Origin of the sequence: Herbaspirillum frisingense GSF30, assembly GCF_000300975.2 — a bacterium.
Lineage (GTDB): Bacteria > Pseudomonadota > Gammaproteobacteria > Burkholderiales > Burkholderiaceae_D > Herbaspirillum > Herbaspirillum frisingense.
This window is the reverse complement of sequence record NZ_AEEC02000011.1, coordinates 128,578-144,952: the sequence shown is the minus strand read 5'-3', so window position 1 is coordinate 144,952 and position 16,375 is coordinate 128,578. Positions and strand designations below refer to the sequence as shown.

General features: G+C 64.4%; 14 protein-coding genes. 8 read left to right on the top strand and 6 right to left on the bottom strand.

Annotation, left to right across the window (positions count from 1 at the left end):
* Positions 1-177: 177 nt before the first annotated feature.
* From HFRIS_RS10235 to HFRIS_RS10220, 4 genes are all read right to left on the bottom strand, one after another.
* A complete protein-coding gene (locus tag HFRIS_RS10235) occupies positions 178-1,146 on the bottom strand; it encodes a PDR/VanB family oxidoreductase (RefSeq protein WP_006463251.1) in 969 nt (322 codons plus the stop codon).
* A 68-nt stretch (positions 1,147-1,214) separates the two neighbouring features.
* Positions 1,215-1,715, bottom strand: coding sequence for an aromatic-ring-hydroxylating dioxygenase subunit beta (locus HFRIS_RS10230; RefSeq protein WP_039875235.1), 501 nt, complete (start codon positions 1,713-1,715; stop codon positions 1,215-1,217).
* A gap of 5 nt (positions 1,716-1,720) precedes the next feature.
* A complete protein-coding gene (locus tag HFRIS_RS10225; protein ID WP_006463249.1) occupies positions 1,721-3,007 on the bottom strand; it encodes an aromatic ring-hydroxylating oxygenase subunit alpha in 1,287 nt (428 codons plus the stop codon).
* A gap of 78 nt (positions 3,008-3,085) precedes the next feature.
* Entirely contained in the window at positions 3,086-4,249 is a 1,164-nt protein-coding gene (locus HFRIS_RS10220) for an amidase family protein (RefSeq protein ID WP_006463248.1), read from the bottom strand.
* Between the two features lie 365 nt (positions 4,250-4,614).
* On the opposite strand from HFRIS_RS10220, the gene HFRIS_RS10215 reads away from it, so the two are divergent.
* Positions 4,615-5,544 (top strand): LysR family transcriptional regulator, encoded by a 930-nt coding sequence (locus HFRIS_RS10215; RefSeq protein WP_006463247.1) that lies wholly within the window; start codon positions 4,615-4,617, stop codon positions 5,542-5,544.
* A 147-nt stretch (positions 5,545-5,691) separates the two neighbouring features.
* Here the strand turns inward: HFRIS_RS10215 and HFRIS_RS10210 are convergent, their stop codons facing one another.
* Both HFRIS_RS10210 and HFRIS_RS10205 read right to left on the bottom strand, forming a co-directional pair.
* The gene (locus tag HFRIS_RS10210; protein WP_006463246.1) at positions 5,692-6,750 is read right to left on the bottom strand and encodes a porin; all 1,059 of its coding nucleotides are present in this window, start codon (positions 6,748-6,750) and stop codon (positions 5,692-5,694) included.
* Positions 6,751-7,049: 299 nt separating this feature from the next.
* Positions 7,050-8,594 (bottom strand): PAS domain-containing sensor histidine kinase, encoded by a 1,545-nt coding sequence (locus tag HFRIS_RS10205; RefSeq protein ID WP_006463245.1) that lies wholly within the window; start codon positions 8,592-8,594, stop codon positions 7,050-7,052.
* Positions 8,595-8,769: 175 nt separating this feature from the next.
* Here HFRIS_RS10205 and HFRIS_RS10200 point away from each other — a divergent pair, with 175 nt between their 5' ends.
* The 7 genes from HFRIS_RS10200 (at position 8,770) to HFRIS_RS10170 (ending at position 16,356) form a co-directional block, all read left to right on the top strand.
* A complete protein-coding gene (locus HFRIS_RS10200; RefSeq protein ID WP_006463244.1) occupies positions 8,770-9,930 on the top strand; it encodes an acyl-CoA dehydrogenase family protein in 1,161 nt (386 codons plus the stop codon).
* Between the two features lie 71 nt (positions 9,931-10,001).
* Positions 10,002-10,373 (top strand): hypothetical protein, encoded by a 372-nt coding sequence (locus HFRIS_RS10195; RefSeq protein ID WP_006463243.1) that lies wholly within the window; start codon positions 10,002-10,004, stop codon positions 10,371-10,373.
* 2 nt (positions 10,374-10,375) lie between these two features.
* A complete protein-coding gene (locus HFRIS_RS10190) occupies positions 10,376-11,119 on the top strand; it encodes an SDR family NAD(P)-dependent oxidoreductase (RefSeq protein WP_006463242.1) in 744 nt (247 codons plus the stop codon).
* A gap of 96 nt (positions 11,120-11,215) precedes the next feature.
* Positions 11,216-12,379, top strand: a complete 1,164-nt coding sequence (locus HFRIS_RS10185; protein ID WP_006463241.1) for an ABC transporter substrate-binding protein — start codon at positions 11,216-11,218, stop codon at positions 12,377-12,379.
* Positions 12,380-12,723: 344 nt separating this feature from the next.
* Positions 12,724-13,758, top strand: a complete 1,035-nt coding sequence (locus HFRIS_RS10180; RefSeq protein WP_006463240.1) for a branched-chain amino acid ABC transporter permease — start codon at positions 12,724-12,726, stop codon at positions 13,756-13,758.
* Positions 13,755-15,617 carry a branched-chain amino acid ABC transporter ATP-binding protein/permease gene (locus HFRIS_RS10175; RefSeq protein ID WP_081626842.1) on the top strand — a complete coding sequence of 621 codons (1,863 nt, stop codon included), beginning with the start codon at positions 13,755-13,757 and terminating at the stop codon, positions 15,615-15,617. The genes HFRIS_RS10180 and HFRIS_RS10175 overlap by 4 nt, the downstream gene beginning before the upstream one ends.
* A complete protein-coding gene (locus HFRIS_RS10170) occupies positions 15,607-16,356 on the top strand; it encodes an ABC transporter ATP-binding protein (RefSeq protein ID WP_006463238.1) in 750 nt (249 codons plus the stop codon). Before HFRIS_RS10175 ends, HFRIS_RS10170 begins: the two co-directional genes overlap by 11 nt.
* The last annotated feature ends 19 nt before the right edge of the window (positions 16,357-16,375 follow it).

The following is a 16,375-nucleotide window of genomic DNA, read 5'->3' as shown; positions in this document are numbered from 1 at the left end:
CCTTCTCTTCGGCATTCGTTTTTCTGGGAACCATAAGAAAACCGTTCGGACTGAGTAGCCGCGCAGCGGCGTATCGAAGGCGCGGCTACCTCTGCGTCTTCGATACGCGGCGCTGCCGCTACTCAGTCCGAACGGGTGGAGGTGGTGTTAGGGCCTGTTCACAGCCCTAGCCCCGTCTCAAAGGTCGAGCACCAACATTCCCGATTTGGCGCGTGAGACGCAGGTACAGATCTGGTCATTAGCCGCCTTCTCCTTCTTGGAGAGGCAATTGTCACGGTGATCCGGTTCTCCCTCCAGCAGCGGCACCACGCAGGTTCCGCAGATGCCTTCGCGGCAGGAGGTATCGATGCTGATACCTTCGCGCGCCAGGATGTCGACGATGGGGATGCCCACCGGAATCTGCACCACCTTGCCCGAGCTGGCCAGCTTCACCTCGAAGGCGCCATCGCCACCGCCAGCCGAAGCGGTGCCGGATGCAGGCGCGGCTACCGCCTGGAAGTGCTCCAGGTGGATCGCGTCGTCGCTGCGGCTGGCGGCGGCGCACTTGACCACCGCGTCCATGAAGGGTGCCGGGCCGCAGGTATAGACGTGGGCTTGCGGGCTGCCGGCGTCCAGGCAGGCCTTGAGGTAGTGCTCCATCTGCGCCGGCATGACCGCGTAGTGGAAGCGTACGCGTGTCGCAAAGGGTGCTGTCTCCAGCAGCTCGGCGAAGGCCGCATGCTCACGGGCGCGCACGAAGTAGTGCAGGGTGAAGGGCTTCTGTTCTGCCCACAGGCGATAGGCCATCGCCAGCAGGGGGGTGACACCGATGCCGGCGCCGAAGAGCAGGTGTTCGGGGGCGCCGGCGTCCAGCGCGAAGAGGTTGCGCGGCGTACCCACTTCCAGTTCCATGCCCACTTGCACGGCATCGTGCAGGGCGGCCGAACCCCCACGTGATGCCGGCTCGCGCTTGACGGCGATGGTGTAGCCGCACTGGTCTTCCAGGGGGCCGCACAGCGAGTATTGGCGCATGATCCCGGTCGGCCCAGTGATGTCGATGTGGGCCCCCGGCTCGTAGGACGGCAGCGGGGCGCCATCGGCACGCACCAGGCGGAAGGAACGGATATCACCGGTTTCATCGGTGAGACGGTCAACGATCAGTTTCATGTTTCAGTGCCAATACTCGGTTACCTGGAGACGATGTGCAATATGCGATATGCGATGCCTACCCGGACTTACAGCAGGAAGCCCAGGGCGTTCAGGCTGTCCATCGAGTTGATCAGGCGGATCACCTTCTGCTCGATCTTCGGTCCCTGGGGCGTGAAGCGCAGCCGGTGCGTGACATTGGCCACGAACATGGTGTGCTGCTGGCGCTTGTAGCCCACCAGCACCTGCGCCGAGGTGATTTCCACCAGCTCGTCCGACAGGTGCACCGGTACAAAGCGCGACACCGTGCGCACGGTGGCGGCCGCATCCACCGCCGACATCGCGTGGCCCGAGGTCAGGCGCTCGATGCGGATCTTGCGCATGTGGGCATTGTCGTAGGCGTAGTTCAGCGTGGCCGCGAAATCGGTGGTCTCCTGGTCGATCGGCACCACGTAGTAGCCGTCGTCGGTCCACAGGGTCTCCCAGGTGGCGTAGTCCTTGCGGTCCAGCAGTTCGGCCTCTTTCCAGATGAAGGCGATGGCCCGGGCCATTTGCGCGGGGATGCCTTGCAGGTTGTCTTGTTGGCTCATGTTGATCACTTCTCCATCATCTTTTTCCACATGGCATAGGCTTCGCGCATGCCGGTTTCATCGGTCGAGTGCGACACCTTGTCGCCGTTGTCGTCCACCCATTCGCGGTTCAGGCCACGGTTGACCAGGATAGGTGCATTGCGACCGGCGTACGAGCCGCTCTGCACGCGCTCCCAGGCTTCGGCGTCGTCGGGGCTGCCGAAGCCGAACGGTCCCTGGAAGTGTTCGTGGATGCGCAGGCGTTCGCGGTTGGCAATCTCGGGGCCGCCGTCCATGCCCAGGGCGACGTGGCGGATCTGGGTCTCGCCCACCGACACCGGATGCAGCACGCGGAAGAAGGACATCGACATCGCCACATTGGGGAACAGGTTCAGGTTGAAGCCGGCGCCGTGCAGCGAACGCACGATGCGGCGCACCTGTTCCGGCGGCATGGTCCCGGACAGTTCCTCGACGACATGGGCGAAGCGCTCCTGCAGCTGTTCGCTGCCATCGTCGACATCCAGGTCCACGTGTTCCGGCACCATGATCATGACGCTGTGGCCATTGCCCAGCGAGCGGGTGATGGACTGGTCGTCGGTCATGAAGGAGAGCATCTCGGAAGTCTCTTCATCCACCGAGGACAGGAAGGTCTTGTGCACCACCGGGAAGTGATAGCCGTCGGTGGTGTTTTCCAGCTGGATCTTCCAGTTGCCCTTGAAGCTGAACTTGTGCTCGCCCTGCACCTTGATGGGGAAGCCGGCGCCCTGCTTCATGAACAGGTCGATCCACTTCTTGGCGTGGCCCAGGAAGTCCGACAGCGGTTCCACTTCCTGGTTGAAGGAGGCGAAGATCATGCCGTTGTAGCTGTCCACGCGCAGGCTCTGCAGCGGCAGGTCGGCCTTTTCGATGACGTCTTCATAGCCTTCCGGATAGGGCAGGCCGCGCAGCTTGCCGTCCAGGGCATAGGACCAGCTGTGATAGGGGCAGGTGAAGCCAGTGGCATTGCCCTTGTGCTTTTCGCAGACGGTGGCGCCGCGATGGCGGCAGCGGTTTTCCAGCACGTTGATCTTGCCGGTCTTGTCGCGCACCACGATCACCGGCTGGCGGCCGATCTGTGCGGTCTTGAAGTCGCCCGGGTTCTTGATCTCGCTTTCATGGCCGACCCAGATCCAGGTCTTGTAGAAGATCTTGTCCATCTCGGCTTCGAAGATGGCGGGGTCGGTATAGAGCGCCGGATCGACCATCGCATCCTGTACCAGATCGGCATGGGATGACTCGGTCTTGCGCGGGTGGAAGCGTAGTGGTGCGTTCATTGCGTTCTCCAGTGGCTTGCTTGCAGTCGTTGTCGGTGTTGATCGTCGCGGGCGCGGGTCTTGCTGCTCATGGTGTGTTCATGGGGTGACGTGTCGTCGCAGTACCTGTTCCAGGTGCAGGCCCAGGGCGCAGATGCGTTCGTCCTCGCCCTTGCGGCCGACCAGTTGCAGGCCGGCCTTGAGCGGGCTGCCGGCAATCGGGACGGGAATCGTCAGTGCCGGATGGCCGGACAGGTTGAACGGGCGCACCAGCGAGGACAGCGTCAGCACCGAGGCGCCTTGCGCAATGGCCTCCAGCGTCGGTGGCAGGGCCGGCAGGGTGGGCAGCAGCAGGGCGTCGGCATCGGCCAGGGCGGCGTCGACCTCGGCGCTGAAGGCGGCGCGCACTTCTTCGGCATGGGCCACTGCGGCATCGCTGGTGGTGGCGGCGGCCGACAGGCGTTTCTCGATGTCCGCCCCCAGCTTGCCGCGGCCCAGCAGATGACCGAAGGCGGCGTGGGTCTCGCGGTTGATGAGGGTCATGCCGGCCTCGAAGGCGGCCTGCATATGCTGCGAGGTCCAGGGCGTGCCGCGCCAGCCGCTGGCGGCAAAGGCCGCCTGCACGGCGGCGACGATGTCGGCATCGGCCTGTACCGTCACCAGTCTCACGCGGGCATCGGCGGCCGGCGCCTGCGCTGCGTTGCGGTCGAAGCCGGGGGCGATGCTGGCCATGGCGCTGATGATCAGGTCCATGCTGCGGGCAAATGGTCCCACGCAATCCAGGGTGCTGTGGGCGGGATAGGCGCCGGTGCGGCTGACGCGGCCGAAGCTGGGTTTGAAACCGGTCACGCCGCAGCAGGCAGCGGGCAGGCGGATCGAGCCACCGGTGTCGCTGCCGATGGACAGGTCCACCAGGCCGGCGCCGACCGCCGAGGCCGAACCGCTGGAAGAGCCACCGGTCATGCGGGTCGCATCCTGCGGATTGACCGCGGTGCCGTTCCAGTCATTGATGCCGGTCATGCCATAGGCCAGTTCGTGCATGTTGGCGCGGGCGGTGATCTGCCAGCCGTCGTCCAGCAGTCGCTGCACGACCTCGGCGTGGCGCGTGGCTGGCGGCGCATCGGCCAGGGCGGCGCTGCCGCCACAGGTGGGCTGGCCGGCGATGTCGATGCAATCCTTGATGGCGACCGTGGGGCCGCTGCCGCCCAGATGAAAGCGCGAGAGCAGGGCGTGGCCGGTGCCGGGTACGGTGCGCTCGCTCATCCCGCCGCTCCCAGGCAGGCAATGGCGGCCTGCTGCTGCAGGACCGCCAGGGCGGCATTGCCGGTGCGCTTGCGCAGGGGCTGGCATGCGGGCTGAGAAGCGGGCTGAGAAGCGGGCTGGAAAGCGGCTGGCTGAGGTGTCATGGTGCATCCATTCAAATGGTGCCGTGCAGGCTGACGATGGTCGTCGGGCGCTGGATGCAGGCGGTTTCCTTGGCTGATGCGATGCATTTTAAAAGTCGCCTTAAAATAGATCAAATTGATGTAAAATATTTTTCACATAAGTGGCATGGATATTTGTCGGTCGCCTGCCACTGCACGTTCATTCGCGTTTTTCTGCCCTCACGGGCTACACCGGAGACTGCCATGGCTACCTTCAACAACATGGACCTGAACCTGCTGCGGGTCTTCCAGGCCATCGCCGATGAGCGCAGCCTGACCCTGGCCGGCAATCGCCTGCACCTGTCGCAGCCGGCCGTGAGCTATGCGCTGGGACGGCTGCGGCAGATCTTCGATGACCCGCTGTTCATCCGCACCAAGGAGGGCATGCAACCCACTCCGGCCGCGGTGGAACTGTCCAAGCCCATCAATCGCGCCCTGCAGGCGGTGCAGGATGCGCTGCGTTATACCGAGCGCTTCGACCCCGCCGCCAGCACCCGGGTGTTTCGCGCCTCCATGACTGACGTCGCCGAGATGATGTTCCTGCCGCAACTGTGCGAACTGTTGACGGCCCAGGCGCCGCATACCCGGCTGCAGGTGGAGCAGGTGCCGCCGGCCCATCTGGAAGAGGCACTGCGTACCGGTCAGCTCGACTTCGCCTTCGGCAACCTGCCGGCCCTGAAGGCGGTGACCTGCCATGAACTGCTGTTCCGCGAAACCTATGTCTGCATGATGCGTCGGCGTGAAGGGCTGCCCGCACGCGATCATCTGGAGCTGGACGAATTCCTGGCGCTTTCGCACGTGCTGGTGGAGTCAGCCGAAAGCAGCCATCACCAGGTCGAGAATTCCTTCCGCACCCTGGGCGTGCAGCGCAAGATCAACCTGTCCATTCCGCACTTCACGGTGCTGCCGCGCATCCTCGGCAAATCCGATCTGGTGGCCACCGTTCCGGCGCGCATCGCCAAGCTGTTCCATAGCGAACATCCGGACGTCTTCCTTTCCTACGAACTGCCGGTGAAGCTGCCCACCGTGGACATCACCCTGCACTGGCACCAGGCCTTCGACGCCGATGCCGGCAACGGCTGGCTGCGCCAGATCGTCATCGACATGCTGCAGAGCTACGGCCGCAGCAGCTGAAGCTGCCGATACCTCGGATACCTCGGCATAACGCCGTAATGCAGAAGGCCCGCCAGAGCGACGGGCCGTTCTCTCCTGCGTGCGGGAGGACCGCCGGATGTCGGCAGCGGCCCTCCCTTCCTCAAGCCATCAATCGCGTGGCGTGACTCAGAAGCGATGACGCATGCCCAGTCGCACGCCGGTCTGGTTGCCGGTCGAGGACTGGATGCCGCCGCCGAAGACCGGATAGGCGTTGTAGCCCTTGTCGCGGTCATACACGGCACCCAGGTACAGGTCGGTACGCTTGGAGATCTTGTAGTCGACCGTGGCCACCAGCGCCTGGGCATTGCCCACGCCCTGGTTGCGGCTCTGGAACTGGTAGGCAGCCGCCAGGTCCCACAGCGCCGTCAATGCATAGACCGTACCCAGTTCATAGGTGGTGGCCTTGGCATTGGTGCCGGTGTTCTTGACCTGGGTGATCACGCCGAAGGGCGTAAAGGCGCCGATCTGGTAGCGCGCGCCGAGACCGTACATGCGGGTCGAGGCGGTGCCGGTGGCGTTCTTGATGTCGGTGTAGGCCAGGGCGCTGCTGAAGGGACCGTTGTCGTACTGGCCGGTGGCGCTCAGGGTGCGGTTGGCGGTATTGTCGCCAGCCACTTCGCCGAAGCCGTACATGGCACCGAAGCTGAAGCCGCTGAACTTGGCGCTGTTGTACTTGATCGAGTTGTTGGTGCGGTCACCGGCATAGATGTGGTTGTTCAATGCCGTGCCGTGCGCCGCATCGGCGTGCAGGCCCCAGCCGAAGGAACCGGCCGGCGACAGTGCGCCCATGGCGTACTGGCCACCGAGGTTGGCCATGAAGTCGTATTGGCGACCCACGCTGACCGAGCCCCAGTCCTTGCTGCCCAGGCCGACGAAGGACTGGCGACCGAACAGCAGGCCGCCCTGGCCCAGGCTGCCGTCATCGGCGCCGAAGCCGGTTTCCAGGGTGAAGAAGGCGTTGAGGCCACCACCCAGGTCTTCGGTCCCCTTGAAGCCGATGCGGCTGCCCTGGGCGATGCCGCTATCCATGCGCAGCAGCGAAGCGCCACCGCCGCCGGTCTTGACCGCGTTGGAGTAATAGGTCAGACCCAGATCGATCAGGCCGTAGATGGAGACGCTGCTCTGCGCATGCGCCATCCCCGTGCCGGCCGCTAGCATGGCGGCGACCAGTAGTTTCTTCTTCATGTGACAAGGCTCCCTGTGGTGTTGCTGTGTGATGTCGCGGTCTCGTCCCTGAACGAGGACCGGTGGAGTGCATGACATTTCGTCATGTGCCCCCATCATAGGAAGCGCTTTTGCGCGAGATCAAATTGATGCGCCGGATAGATGGAATAAGCCCGATTCATGCATGGCTCCGATAAGCGGTGTACTCTCGAATCCGGTGCATGAAATACCGCTTTCATGGCCGATTCATGCATGACCTCCCCATGCGAGTGCGCCCGATCACCAATGCGGCGCGTCGAGGGAAGGGCATAAAGGAATCTTTAGTTGTGGTGTTCGGCCAACGGAAGCGTGAAACAGAAGCGCGTCCCGCGCACTTCGCCGTCGACTTCCCCGGGCTGCGCCCAGATATCACCGCGATGGCGGGCGATGATGTTCTTGCACAGCGCCAGGCCGATGCCATTGCCGCTGACCTTGGAGGAGAAGAAGCCGTCGAACAGTCGCTCCCGATGGCCGGCATCGATGCCACGCCCTTCGTCGGCCACCGTCAGCAGCGCATTGCCGGCGCTGCGCCGGGTACTGATGCGCACATGCCTGGCACCTTCCGGAAACTCGACCATTTCTTCGATGGCATTGAAGGCCAGGTTCAGGACCACCTGGCCGATCAGGACCTTTTCGCAGCTGGCCATCAGCGGCTCCTCGCAGGGCGCAAATTGCAGATGCACCTTGCCCTCGGCGGCCTTCATCTCGATGAACCAGCGCACTTCCTCCAGCACCGCGTTGAGGTCGATCAGGGCTTCGCTCTGTTCCAGCCGCACTACGTATTCGCGCACGCTCTTGATGATGGTGGCGGCATGATCGACCTGGCGGCCGGCGCTCTCCAGGCCCCAGACGATCTGCCCTGCATGCGGGCGCAGGGCCTCGTTCTGCTGCAGGCGCAGTACCGAACCTTCGAGGAAGTTGCGGATCGCCGCCAGCGGCTGCGACAGTTCGTGGGCAATCGCGGTGGCCATCTCGCCCATGGCATTGTGGCGGGCCAGGTATTCCAGGGCGGCCTGGTCACGCCGCCGGGCCTCCTCGGCCTCGACCTGCTCGGTAATGTCGCGGAAGTGCAGCAGATGGCCCTTGAGGTCGTTCTCGATCTCGATATAGCGGCATACCGCATGGTGCCAGCGCACCAGCCCATCCTTGCGCACCACCTGGTAGCGCAACGGGAAGCTGATCGCGTCCGGCAGCGCCAGGGTTAGCAGTTCCAGCAGTTCATCGCGTGAGTCCGGCAGGCACTGCTCGACAAAATTCTTGGGCGGGTTCTGGCCCGGTCGCACCCCCAGCAGCTTGCGCCCGGCATCGCTCAGGTATTCGATGCCGCCATCGGCGCGCAGCACCGCCACGCCCTCGTCGGAATCCTGCATGAATTCCTTGAGACGGCTCTCCAGCTTCTTCATCTCGCGCCGTATCTGTTCCTCGCGGGCGATATCGCGGAACTGCACCATGATCACGTCACGCTCGTTCAGCGGCACCAGGGTGGCGATGGCCTCCGACATGATCTCGTCACCGTTCTTGGCGCGATAGCACCACTCGACCATGTTGCTGCCGTGGAGCACGGCATCGTGCAGCCACTTGCGGCCGATCTCGCGGCGATACTCGTGCGACTGGCGGCTCATGTCGGGCGCCTTCAGCGGCAGCAGCTCTTCCAGCGTGAACCCCAGCACCTTGCAGGCCGAGGGATTGGCCCAGAGGATGGACTTGGTCTGGGCGTCGTGCAGGATGATGCACATGGGCAGCGCATCCATCATGCGACGGAAGTCATCCAGGCCGAAGCGGATGGCGTCGTCCTGTGCGGCGTTCTGTGCGCCGTCCTGTGGCATGGGAGCAGGGTGGTCTGGCATCGTTCTCTCGCTAATCATCGGGGCTGATCTCTAGGGGTTTTCTTTAGCGGCCTTCTCCTCATCCCCTAAAAAAGCTGCAGCGGTCCCGATTGAACCGGGAAACGCCGCTCCCTACACTCGACTTCATTCTGATGCAAGCCACCTGGAGAATGCAATGTCCGTGATGGAAAACCCGGCCGCGCTGGCGGCCCGTGAAGAAGATGCGCTCACGCCGCTGCTGGCGGAGATCCGCGCACGCCGCGATGAGTTCGCGGCCCAGCGTTTCGTGCCCAAGGATTTCATCGCGCAGTTGAAGAAGGTCGGTGTCTATCGCGCCGCCACCCCGCAATGCTTCGGTGGCAGCGGCATGTCGCCGATGGCCTTCCTGCAGTTGGTGGAACGTATTTCCGAAGCTGATGGCTCGGTCGGCTGGGTCGCCAGCTTCGGCTCGGCCTCGGTCTATCTGGCGGCCCTGCCCAAGGACACCCAGGCCAAGCTCTACGCCAACAGCCCCGACCTGACCTTTGCCGGTGGCCTGTTCCCGATCCAGCCGGCGACCCAGGTCGAAGGCGGCTGGATGGTCAACGGCACCTGGAAGTTCGCCAGCGGCAGCAAGGGTGCCGACATGCTGGGCGTGGGTATCGGCGCGGCCGTCCCCGGCCAGGCCGGCTCCAAGCCGCGCACCGCGGTGCTGCCGCCGGACCAGGTCGAGATCGTCGACAACTGGGACGTCATGGGCCTGCTCGGCACCGGCAGCCACGACCTCAAGGTCAGCCAGCAATTCGTGCCGGAAGAGTGGACCTTCATCCGTGGCGGCGTGCCCACCATCGATGAGCCGCTGTACCGCTATCCCACCATCGCCTATGCCGCGCAGGTGTTGGCAGTGGTCAACCTCGGCGTGGGCCGTGCCGCCATCGACGAGATCAACCAGATGTCCGGTGGCCGCGTGGCCATCACCGGCGCGCCTAAGCTGGCCGACCGTTCCTATGTGCGCATCGAGGTGGCCAAGGCCGAAGCCAGGCTGCGTTCGGCACGCGCCTTCCTGTATGACGCCACCAGCGAGGTGTGGGAATCCATCCTCGCCGGCAACCCCGTCACGCCCGAACAGGTGAGCCTGCTGCGCCTGACCGCAGTAGAGATCGCCAAGGTCGGCAACGAGGTGGTGCAAGCCATGTTCGGTCTGGCAGGGACCACCGCCATCTACAGCAACCATCCCTTGCAGCGTTACCTGCGCGACGCTGCCGTGGTGAAGCAGCACGCCTTCCTGGGCGAGGGCATCTATGACGGTGCCGGTGCGGTCACGCTGGGCGTGCCGCCGATGCCGGGTTTCCTGTGAAGCCCACCCTTGCCCCTGTTGCATACGCATACGCCATTTTTTGATCGCCAAGTTTTCAGCCCGGAGCCTCCATGAGCCAAATCCCAAGCAATGATAAAGAACCACTGCGCGTCCTCTTCTGCGTCGGCGTGACGCAGAACTTCTTCGACCTGCCCGCCACCGATACCGGTCCGGTCTGGCAAGCCTATGGCCAGATGATGACCGCGCTGGCCACCATGGACGGCATCAAGGTCCTGGGCACCATGGATGACGACCGCCTCATGGTCGGCAAGTCCGACGACGCTCCCTGGACCTTCTACATCATGGCCGACGTGGCCGACCTGGATACGGTGGTGGCCGCCTGCAACCTGTTCCGCACCACCATGGTGGGTGAACATCGCCTCTGGAAGTACGGCAAGATCGAAGCCCGCGTGGGCCGTGCACTGATCATCCAGGGCGCCTGAGCATGGACAAGAAGATTGCCCTGGTCACCGGTGCCGCGCGCGGCCTCGGTGAAAGCATCGCCCGCAAGATGCACGCCGCCGGCTACAAGGTGGCGCTGTCGGATATCGACCTGGAGCACGTCTCGGCCGTGGCCGCCAGCCTGGACGCCAGCGGCGCCACGGCCATGCCGCTGGCGCTGGACGTGCGGCGCAAGCCCGACTTCATCGCTGCCTGCGACGCCATCGAATTGCGCTGGGGCGGCGCGGCGGTGCTGGTCAACAATGCCGGCCGCTCGCGCGTGGCGGCACTGATGGAGATCACTCCCGAGGAGTGGGACGAGGTCACCGCCATCAACATGAAGGGCACATTTCTTGCATGCCAGGTGTTCGGCAAGCGCTTCGCCGAGCGTGGCTACGGTCGCATCATCAACATCGCCTCGCTGGCCGGGCAGAACGGCGGCACCGCCACCGGCGCGCACTATGCGGCCGCCAAGGGCGCCGTGCTCACGCTGACCAAGGTGTTTGCACGTGAGCTGGCCGGGGCCGGCGTGACGGTGAACGCCATCTCGCCCGGTCCGCTGGACCTGCCCATCGTGCGTGAAATCGTCCCGGCCGACAAACTGGCTGCGACCATCGCCACCATCCCGGTCAAGAGCCTGGGCGAACCGGATTTCATTGCCGATGCGGTGCTGCTGCTGGCCTCGCCCGAAGCAGGATCGGCCACCGGTGCCTGCCTCGATATCAACGGCGGTCTGTACATGCGTTGACAGACGTCGCCCCTGCTTTGATGTCACATTGCTGTCCTCAGATCGATGGCGGAGTGGGGAAGCCCGCCATCATCTCAACCACCAAGGGAGAAACACATGCTGCACAAACGCTTGATTGCCACGGCCGCGCTGGCCGCCTTCGGTACCATCGCCAGCCTCGCCGGCAATCCCGCTTTCGCACAGGTCAAGATCGGGGTCGTGACCTCCTCCACCGGGCCGGTCTCGCTGGTGGGTATTCCGCAGAAGAACACGGTGCCGCTGCTGCCCACCAAGATCGGCGACCTCAAGGTCGAGTACATCTCGCTGGACGACGCCAGTGATCCGACCAAGTCGGTCACCGAAATCAAGAAGCTCATTTCCGAATACAACGTCGATGCCATCATCGGCCCCAGCGGTTCGCCCAATGCCATGGGCGTGATCTCGTTTGTCGCCGAAGCCGGGGTACCGATGCTGGCGCCGGTCGGCACGGCCGCCGTGGTGCTGCCGATGACCGAACCGAAGAAGTGGGTCTTCAAGACCACCCAGAACGATGACCTGATCGCCAAGGCCCTGGTGGACCAGATGGTCAAGACCAAGGTCAAGACCGCCGGCTTCATCGCCGTCAACGATCCCTTCGGCGAGAACTGGGCCAAGGTCTTCACCGAACTGGCCGGCAAGAATGGCATCAAGATCGTCGCCAACGAGCGCTACCAGCGCACCGACACCTCGGTGACCGCGCAGACCCTGAAGATCATCGCCGCCAATCCGGATGCCGTGCTGGTGGCCGCCCCGGGCGCCGCCACCGTGCTGCCGCAGACCACGCTGTTCGACCAGGGCTACAAGGGCAAGCTGTACCAGACCCACGGCGCGGCGCTGCCGGCCTTCCTGCAACTGGGCAAGAACAAGGTGGAAGGCACCATCCTCGCCGCCAGCCTGATGCTGGTGCTGCCGGAGATCGCCGACAGCAACCCGTCCAAGAAGGTCGCCACCGAGTACATCGAGGCCTACAAGAAGATGTACAACACGGTGCCCGCCACCTTCGGTGCCAACGTCTATGACGCCGGCCTGCTGCTGGAAAAAGCCATCCCCGTCGCCGCCAAGAAGGCCAAGCCGGGCAGCAAGGAATTCCGCGCCGCCCTGCGTGATGCACTGGAAAACACCAAGGAAGTGGTGGGCACCCAGGGCGTCTACAACATGAGCCCGGCCGACCATAGCGGCTTCGACGAACGCGGCCGCGAGCTGATCACCGTCAAGGGCGGCAACTGGACCCTGTTGAAATAGGAGACGGCCCTGAAGGTTTTTGCGCATCACCTGACCGTTCGTCCTGAGTAGCGGCAACGCCGCGTATCGAAGGCCCGCCTGCCGGGGGGGGCAGGGGACAGGGGCAGGGACTGTCGGCATCGCCGTCGGCACGCCTTCGATACGGCCCTCAAAGGGCCTACTCAGTCCGAACGGTGGTGAGATGGATCAGCAAATGGTTTCAAAGAAAAAGATGTACTCATTTCGCCAGGTGCACTGAGCTTTGTCAGTGCGGCTGGCGGAGTTCTCCACCTCCACACGTATCCCGAACCTGGCGCGTCGTTGCTGGCTGGATCGCAGCGCGCCGGCTCCACAAGGAAGTCGCAATGAATCTCCAAATCGTGGCGCTCCTGGGACAGGACGGCATCACCAACGGCGCCATCTATGCGCTGCTGGCGCTGTCCATCGTCCTGGTCTTCACCGTCACCCGCATCCTGCTGATACCGCAGGGCGAATTCGTCTCCTTTGGTGCGCTCACCATGGGCATGATGCAGAACGGCCAACCGCTGACGGTGGCCTGGCTGCTGGTGGCCATGTGCCTGGGCGCCTGTGTCTTCGATCTGTACGACATGTGGCGCAGCAGCCGTCGCCGCCCCAGCCTGTGGCTGCCGGCCAAGCTGGTCTATGCGGCCGTGGTGGCCGGCGTGGCGCTGTCGGTCAACTTCACCACCATGCCCATGCTGGTACAGGTCCTGATGACCCTGCTGCTGCTGGTACCGATGGGGCCGCTGATGTACCGCATGGCCTTCCAGCCCATTGCCAGCGCCTCGCCGCTGGTATTGCTGATCGTCTCCATCGCCGTGCACGTGGCGCTGGTGGGCGTGGCGCTGCTGGTGTTCGGCCCCGAGGGCGCGCGCACCGCGCCCTTCACCGAGGCCGCGCTGGAGGTCGGCAGCTTCCGTTTCTCCAGCCAGGCGCTGTGGGTGATCTGCGTGTCGCTGCTGCTGATCGTGGGCCTGTTCCTGATGTTCGAACGCACCCTGTATGGCAAGGCCCTGCGCGCCGCCGCCCTCAATCGCATGGGTGCACGACTCATGGGCATCTCGCCGGTCTTTGCCGGCAAGGCCATGTTCCTGCTGGCCTCCTTGATCGGGGTGATGTCGGGCGTGCTGATCGCGCCCATCACCACGATCTACTATGACTCCGGTTTCCTGATCAGCCTCAAGGGCTTCGTCGGTTCCATCATCGGCGGACTGGTCAGCTATCCGGTCGCCGCAGTGGGCGCGCTGGCCATCGGCCTGATCGAATCCTTCTCCACCTTCTGGGCCAGCGCCTACAAGGAAATTATCGTCTTCGTGCTGATCATCCCCATCCTGTTATGGCGTTCCCTCTCCACCCGTCATGTGGAGGAAGAAGAATGAAAGCGACTTCCTCCCGCCTCTCTTCCAGGGGCGCATTGGCGATCTTCGTGGTCCTGATGGCAGTGGCGCCGTTCGTACTGCCACCGTTCTACATGACCCTGCTCAACAACATCGGTCTGGCCTCGCTGGTCGTGCTGGGACTGGTGCTGCTGACCGGCGTGGCCGGCCTGACCAGCTTCGGCCAGGCCGCCTTTGTCGGCCTGGGTGCCTATATTTCGGCTGCGTTGTCGGCCAAGGTGCTGCCGCTGCCCGATGCGCTGCTGTGGATGCAATCGCCCTGGGTGGCGCTGGTGGTGGCCCTGGTCCTGACGGCGCTGCTGGCGCTGGCGGTGGGCAGCGTCACGCTCAAGCTGTCCGGCCACTACCTGCCGCTGGGTACCATCGCCTGGGGTATCAGCCTGTATTTCATCTTCGGCACGCTGGAGAGCATGGGTGGGCAGACCGGCATGTCCGGCATCCCCTCCATCGCCCTGTTCGGTGTACCGCTGGCCTCGGACCGCGCCATGTTCGGGCTGATCTGGGTGGCCGTGCTGCTGGGCGTGGCGGCCCTGAACAATCTGCTGGATTCGCGTGAAGGTCGCGCCATCCGTGCCCTCAAGGGCGGCATCGTCATGGCCGAAGCCATGGGCATCAATACGGCCCGCATGCGCATTGTGGTGTTCGTCATCGCGGCGGTGCTGGCAGCACTCTCGGGCTGGCTGTACGTGCACATGCAGCGCTTCGTGAACCCGTCGCCGTTCGGCCTGGGCTTCGGCATCGACTACCTGTTCATGGCCGTACTCGGTGGTGCCAGCCATGTGTGGGGCGCGGTGCTGGGTTCGGCCCTGATCGTAGTCCTCAAGGAATGGCTGCAGGGCATCCTGCCGGTGCTGCTGGGTCGCTCGGGCAACTTCGAGACCATCGTCTTCGGCCTCCTGATCGTGGTGCTGCTGCAGCGCTCGCGTGATGGCGTCTGGCCTTACCTGGCGCGCCTGGTGCCGGTGCGTACCCGCCGCCTGCAGATCGATCCCCAGGCCGAGGCGCTGCCGCGTCGCGCCATGCCGGCTGCTCACGAGGTGGTGCTGGACGTGCGCAACGTCACCCGCAAGTTCGGTGGACTGGTGGCCAACAACGACATGAGCCTGAAGGTCATGGCCGGTGAAGTGCTGGCCCTGATCGGCCCCAATGGCGCCGGCAAGTCGACTTTGTTCAACCAGGTGTCCGGGGTGGATACGCCGACCTCGGGCAGCGTGCAGTTCCGTGGCCATGAAGTGACCGGCCGTGGCTCGCGCCACATCGCCGGGCTGGGCATGAGCCGCAGCTTCCAGCACGTACGACTGATGTCGCGCATGACGGTGCTGGAGAACGTGGCCATCGGTGCCTACCTGCGCGGCCAGCGCGGCGTGCTCGCCTCGATGCTGCGCCTGGACCGCCAGGAAGAAGCGCGCATCCTGGCCGAAGCCGCGCGCCAGATCGAACGCGTCGGCCTGAAGGCGCAGATGTATGAGCAGGCCGGCTCGCTCTCGCTGGGCCAGCAACGCATCCTCGAAATCGCCCGTGCCCTGGCGGCCGACCCTTGCCTGTTGCTGCTGGATGAACCGGCTGCCGGCCTGCGTCTGGGCGAGAAGCAGGCCCTGGGTGACCTGTTGCGCAAGCTGCGCAGCGAGGGCATGGCCATCCTGCTGGTGGAACACGACATGGACTTCGTCATGGAACTGGTGGACCGCATCGTAGTGATGGACTTCGGCCAGAAGATCGCCGAAGGCCTGCCCGAAGAGATCCAGAACAACCCCGCGGTGCTGGAAGCCTATCTGGGCGCGGCCGATGAAGAAGCGATTCCCGACACCGCGCTGGCGGCAGGAGCACACCATGGGCAATAAGGTATTGGAAGTCCGCGACCTGTCGGCCGCCTACGGGCGGGTGCAGGTCCTGACCGGCATCGACCTGTCGGTGGAGCAGGGCAAGATCGTCACCGTCATCGGCCCCAATGGCGCCGGCAAGACCACACTGCTCTCGGCCATCATGGGCGTGCTGCCCTCGCGCGGGGCGATGGCCTTCGATGGCGTGATCCGCCATTCCCCGGAAGTGGAAGACATGGTCGCTGCCGGCATGACCCTGGTACCAGAGAAGCGTGAACTCTTCGCCGAGATGAACATCGAGGACAACCTCATGCTGGGCGCCTTCCAGCGCTACCGCACGGGGCAGCGCGACCACGCGGCCACGCTGGAAGAGGTCTACACGCTCTTCCCCCGGTTGCGTGAACGGCGCACCCAGCACGCCGGCACGCTCTCCGGTGGCGAACGCCAGATGCTGGCGGTGGGCCGCGCTCTGATGGCCAAGCCGCGCCTGCTGATGCTGGATGAACCCAGCCTGGGACTGGCGCCACTGATCGTGCGCGAGATCTTCCGCATCATCGCCGAACTGCGCCGGCGCGGCGTTTCCATCCTGCTGGTGGAGCAGAACGCCCGCGCTGCCTTGCAGGTGGCCGACTATGGCTACGTGCTGGAAAACGGCGAAATCCGCATGCACGGCCCGGCCAGCCAGCTGGCCCATGACCGCCGCGTGATCGAGGCTTACCTGGGCTTGTCCGGAAAGCACCAGGACAAGCTGGCCGGTTGAAAATTCTTGTTGAGCCCAT

Bases quoted from the DNA above. Each gene is read 5' to 3' on its own strand.
- HFRIS_RS10235 (WP_006463251.1), bottom strand. From the start codon at position 1,146: ATGAAACTGATCGTTGACCGTCTCACCGATGAAACCGGTGATATCCGT.
- HFRIS_RS10230 (WP_039875235.1), bottom strand. From the start codon at position 1,715: ATGAGCCAACAAGACAACCTGCAAGGCATCCCCGCGCAAATGGCCCGG.
- HFRIS_RS10225 (WP_006463249.1), bottom strand. From the start codon at position 3,007: ATGAACGCACCACTACGCTTCCACCCGCGCAAGACCGAGTCATCCCAT.
- HFRIS_RS10220 (WP_006463248.1), bottom strand. From the start codon at position 4,249: ATGAGCGAGCGCACCGTACCCGGCACCGGCCACGCCCTGCTCTCGCGC.
- HFRIS_RS10215 (WP_006463247.1), top strand. From the start codon at position 4,615: ATGGCTACCTTCAACAACATGGACCTGAACCTGCTGCGGGTCTTCCAG.
- HFRIS_RS10210 (WP_006463246.1), bottom strand. From the start codon at position 6,750: ATGAAGAAGAAACTACTGGTCGCCGCCATGCTAGCGGCCGGCACGGGG.
- HFRIS_RS10205 (WP_006463245.1), bottom strand. From the start codon at position 8,594: ATGCCACAGGACGGCGCACAGAACGCCGCACAGGACGACGCCATCCGC.
- HFRIS_RS10200 (WP_006463244.1), top strand. From the start codon at position 8,770: ATGTCCGTGATGGAAAACCCGGCCGCGCTGGCGGCCCGTGAAGAAGAT.
- HFRIS_RS10195 (WP_006463243.1), top strand. From the start codon at position 10,002: ATGAGCCAAATCCCAAGCAATGATAAAGAACCACTGCGCGTCCTCTTC.
- HFRIS_RS10190 (WP_006463242.1), top strand. From the start codon at position 10,376: ATGGACAAGAAGATTGCCCTGGTCACCGGTGCCGCGCGCGGCCTCGGT.
- HFRIS_RS10185 (WP_006463241.1), top strand. From the start codon at position 11,216: ATGCTGCACAAACGCTTGATTGCCACGGCCGCGCTGGCCGCCTTCGGT.
- HFRIS_RS10180 (WP_006463240.1), top strand. From the start codon at position 12,724: ATGAATCTCCAAATCGTGGCGCTCCTGGGACAGGACGGCATCACCAAC.
- HFRIS_RS10175 (WP_081626842.1), top strand. From the start codon at position 13,755: ATGAAAGCGACTTCCTCCCGCCTCTCTTCCAGGGGCGCATTGGCGATC.
- HFRIS_RS10170 (WP_006463238.1), top strand. From the start codon at position 15,607: ATGGGCAATAAGGTATTGGAAGTCCGCGACCTGTCGGCCGCCTACGGG.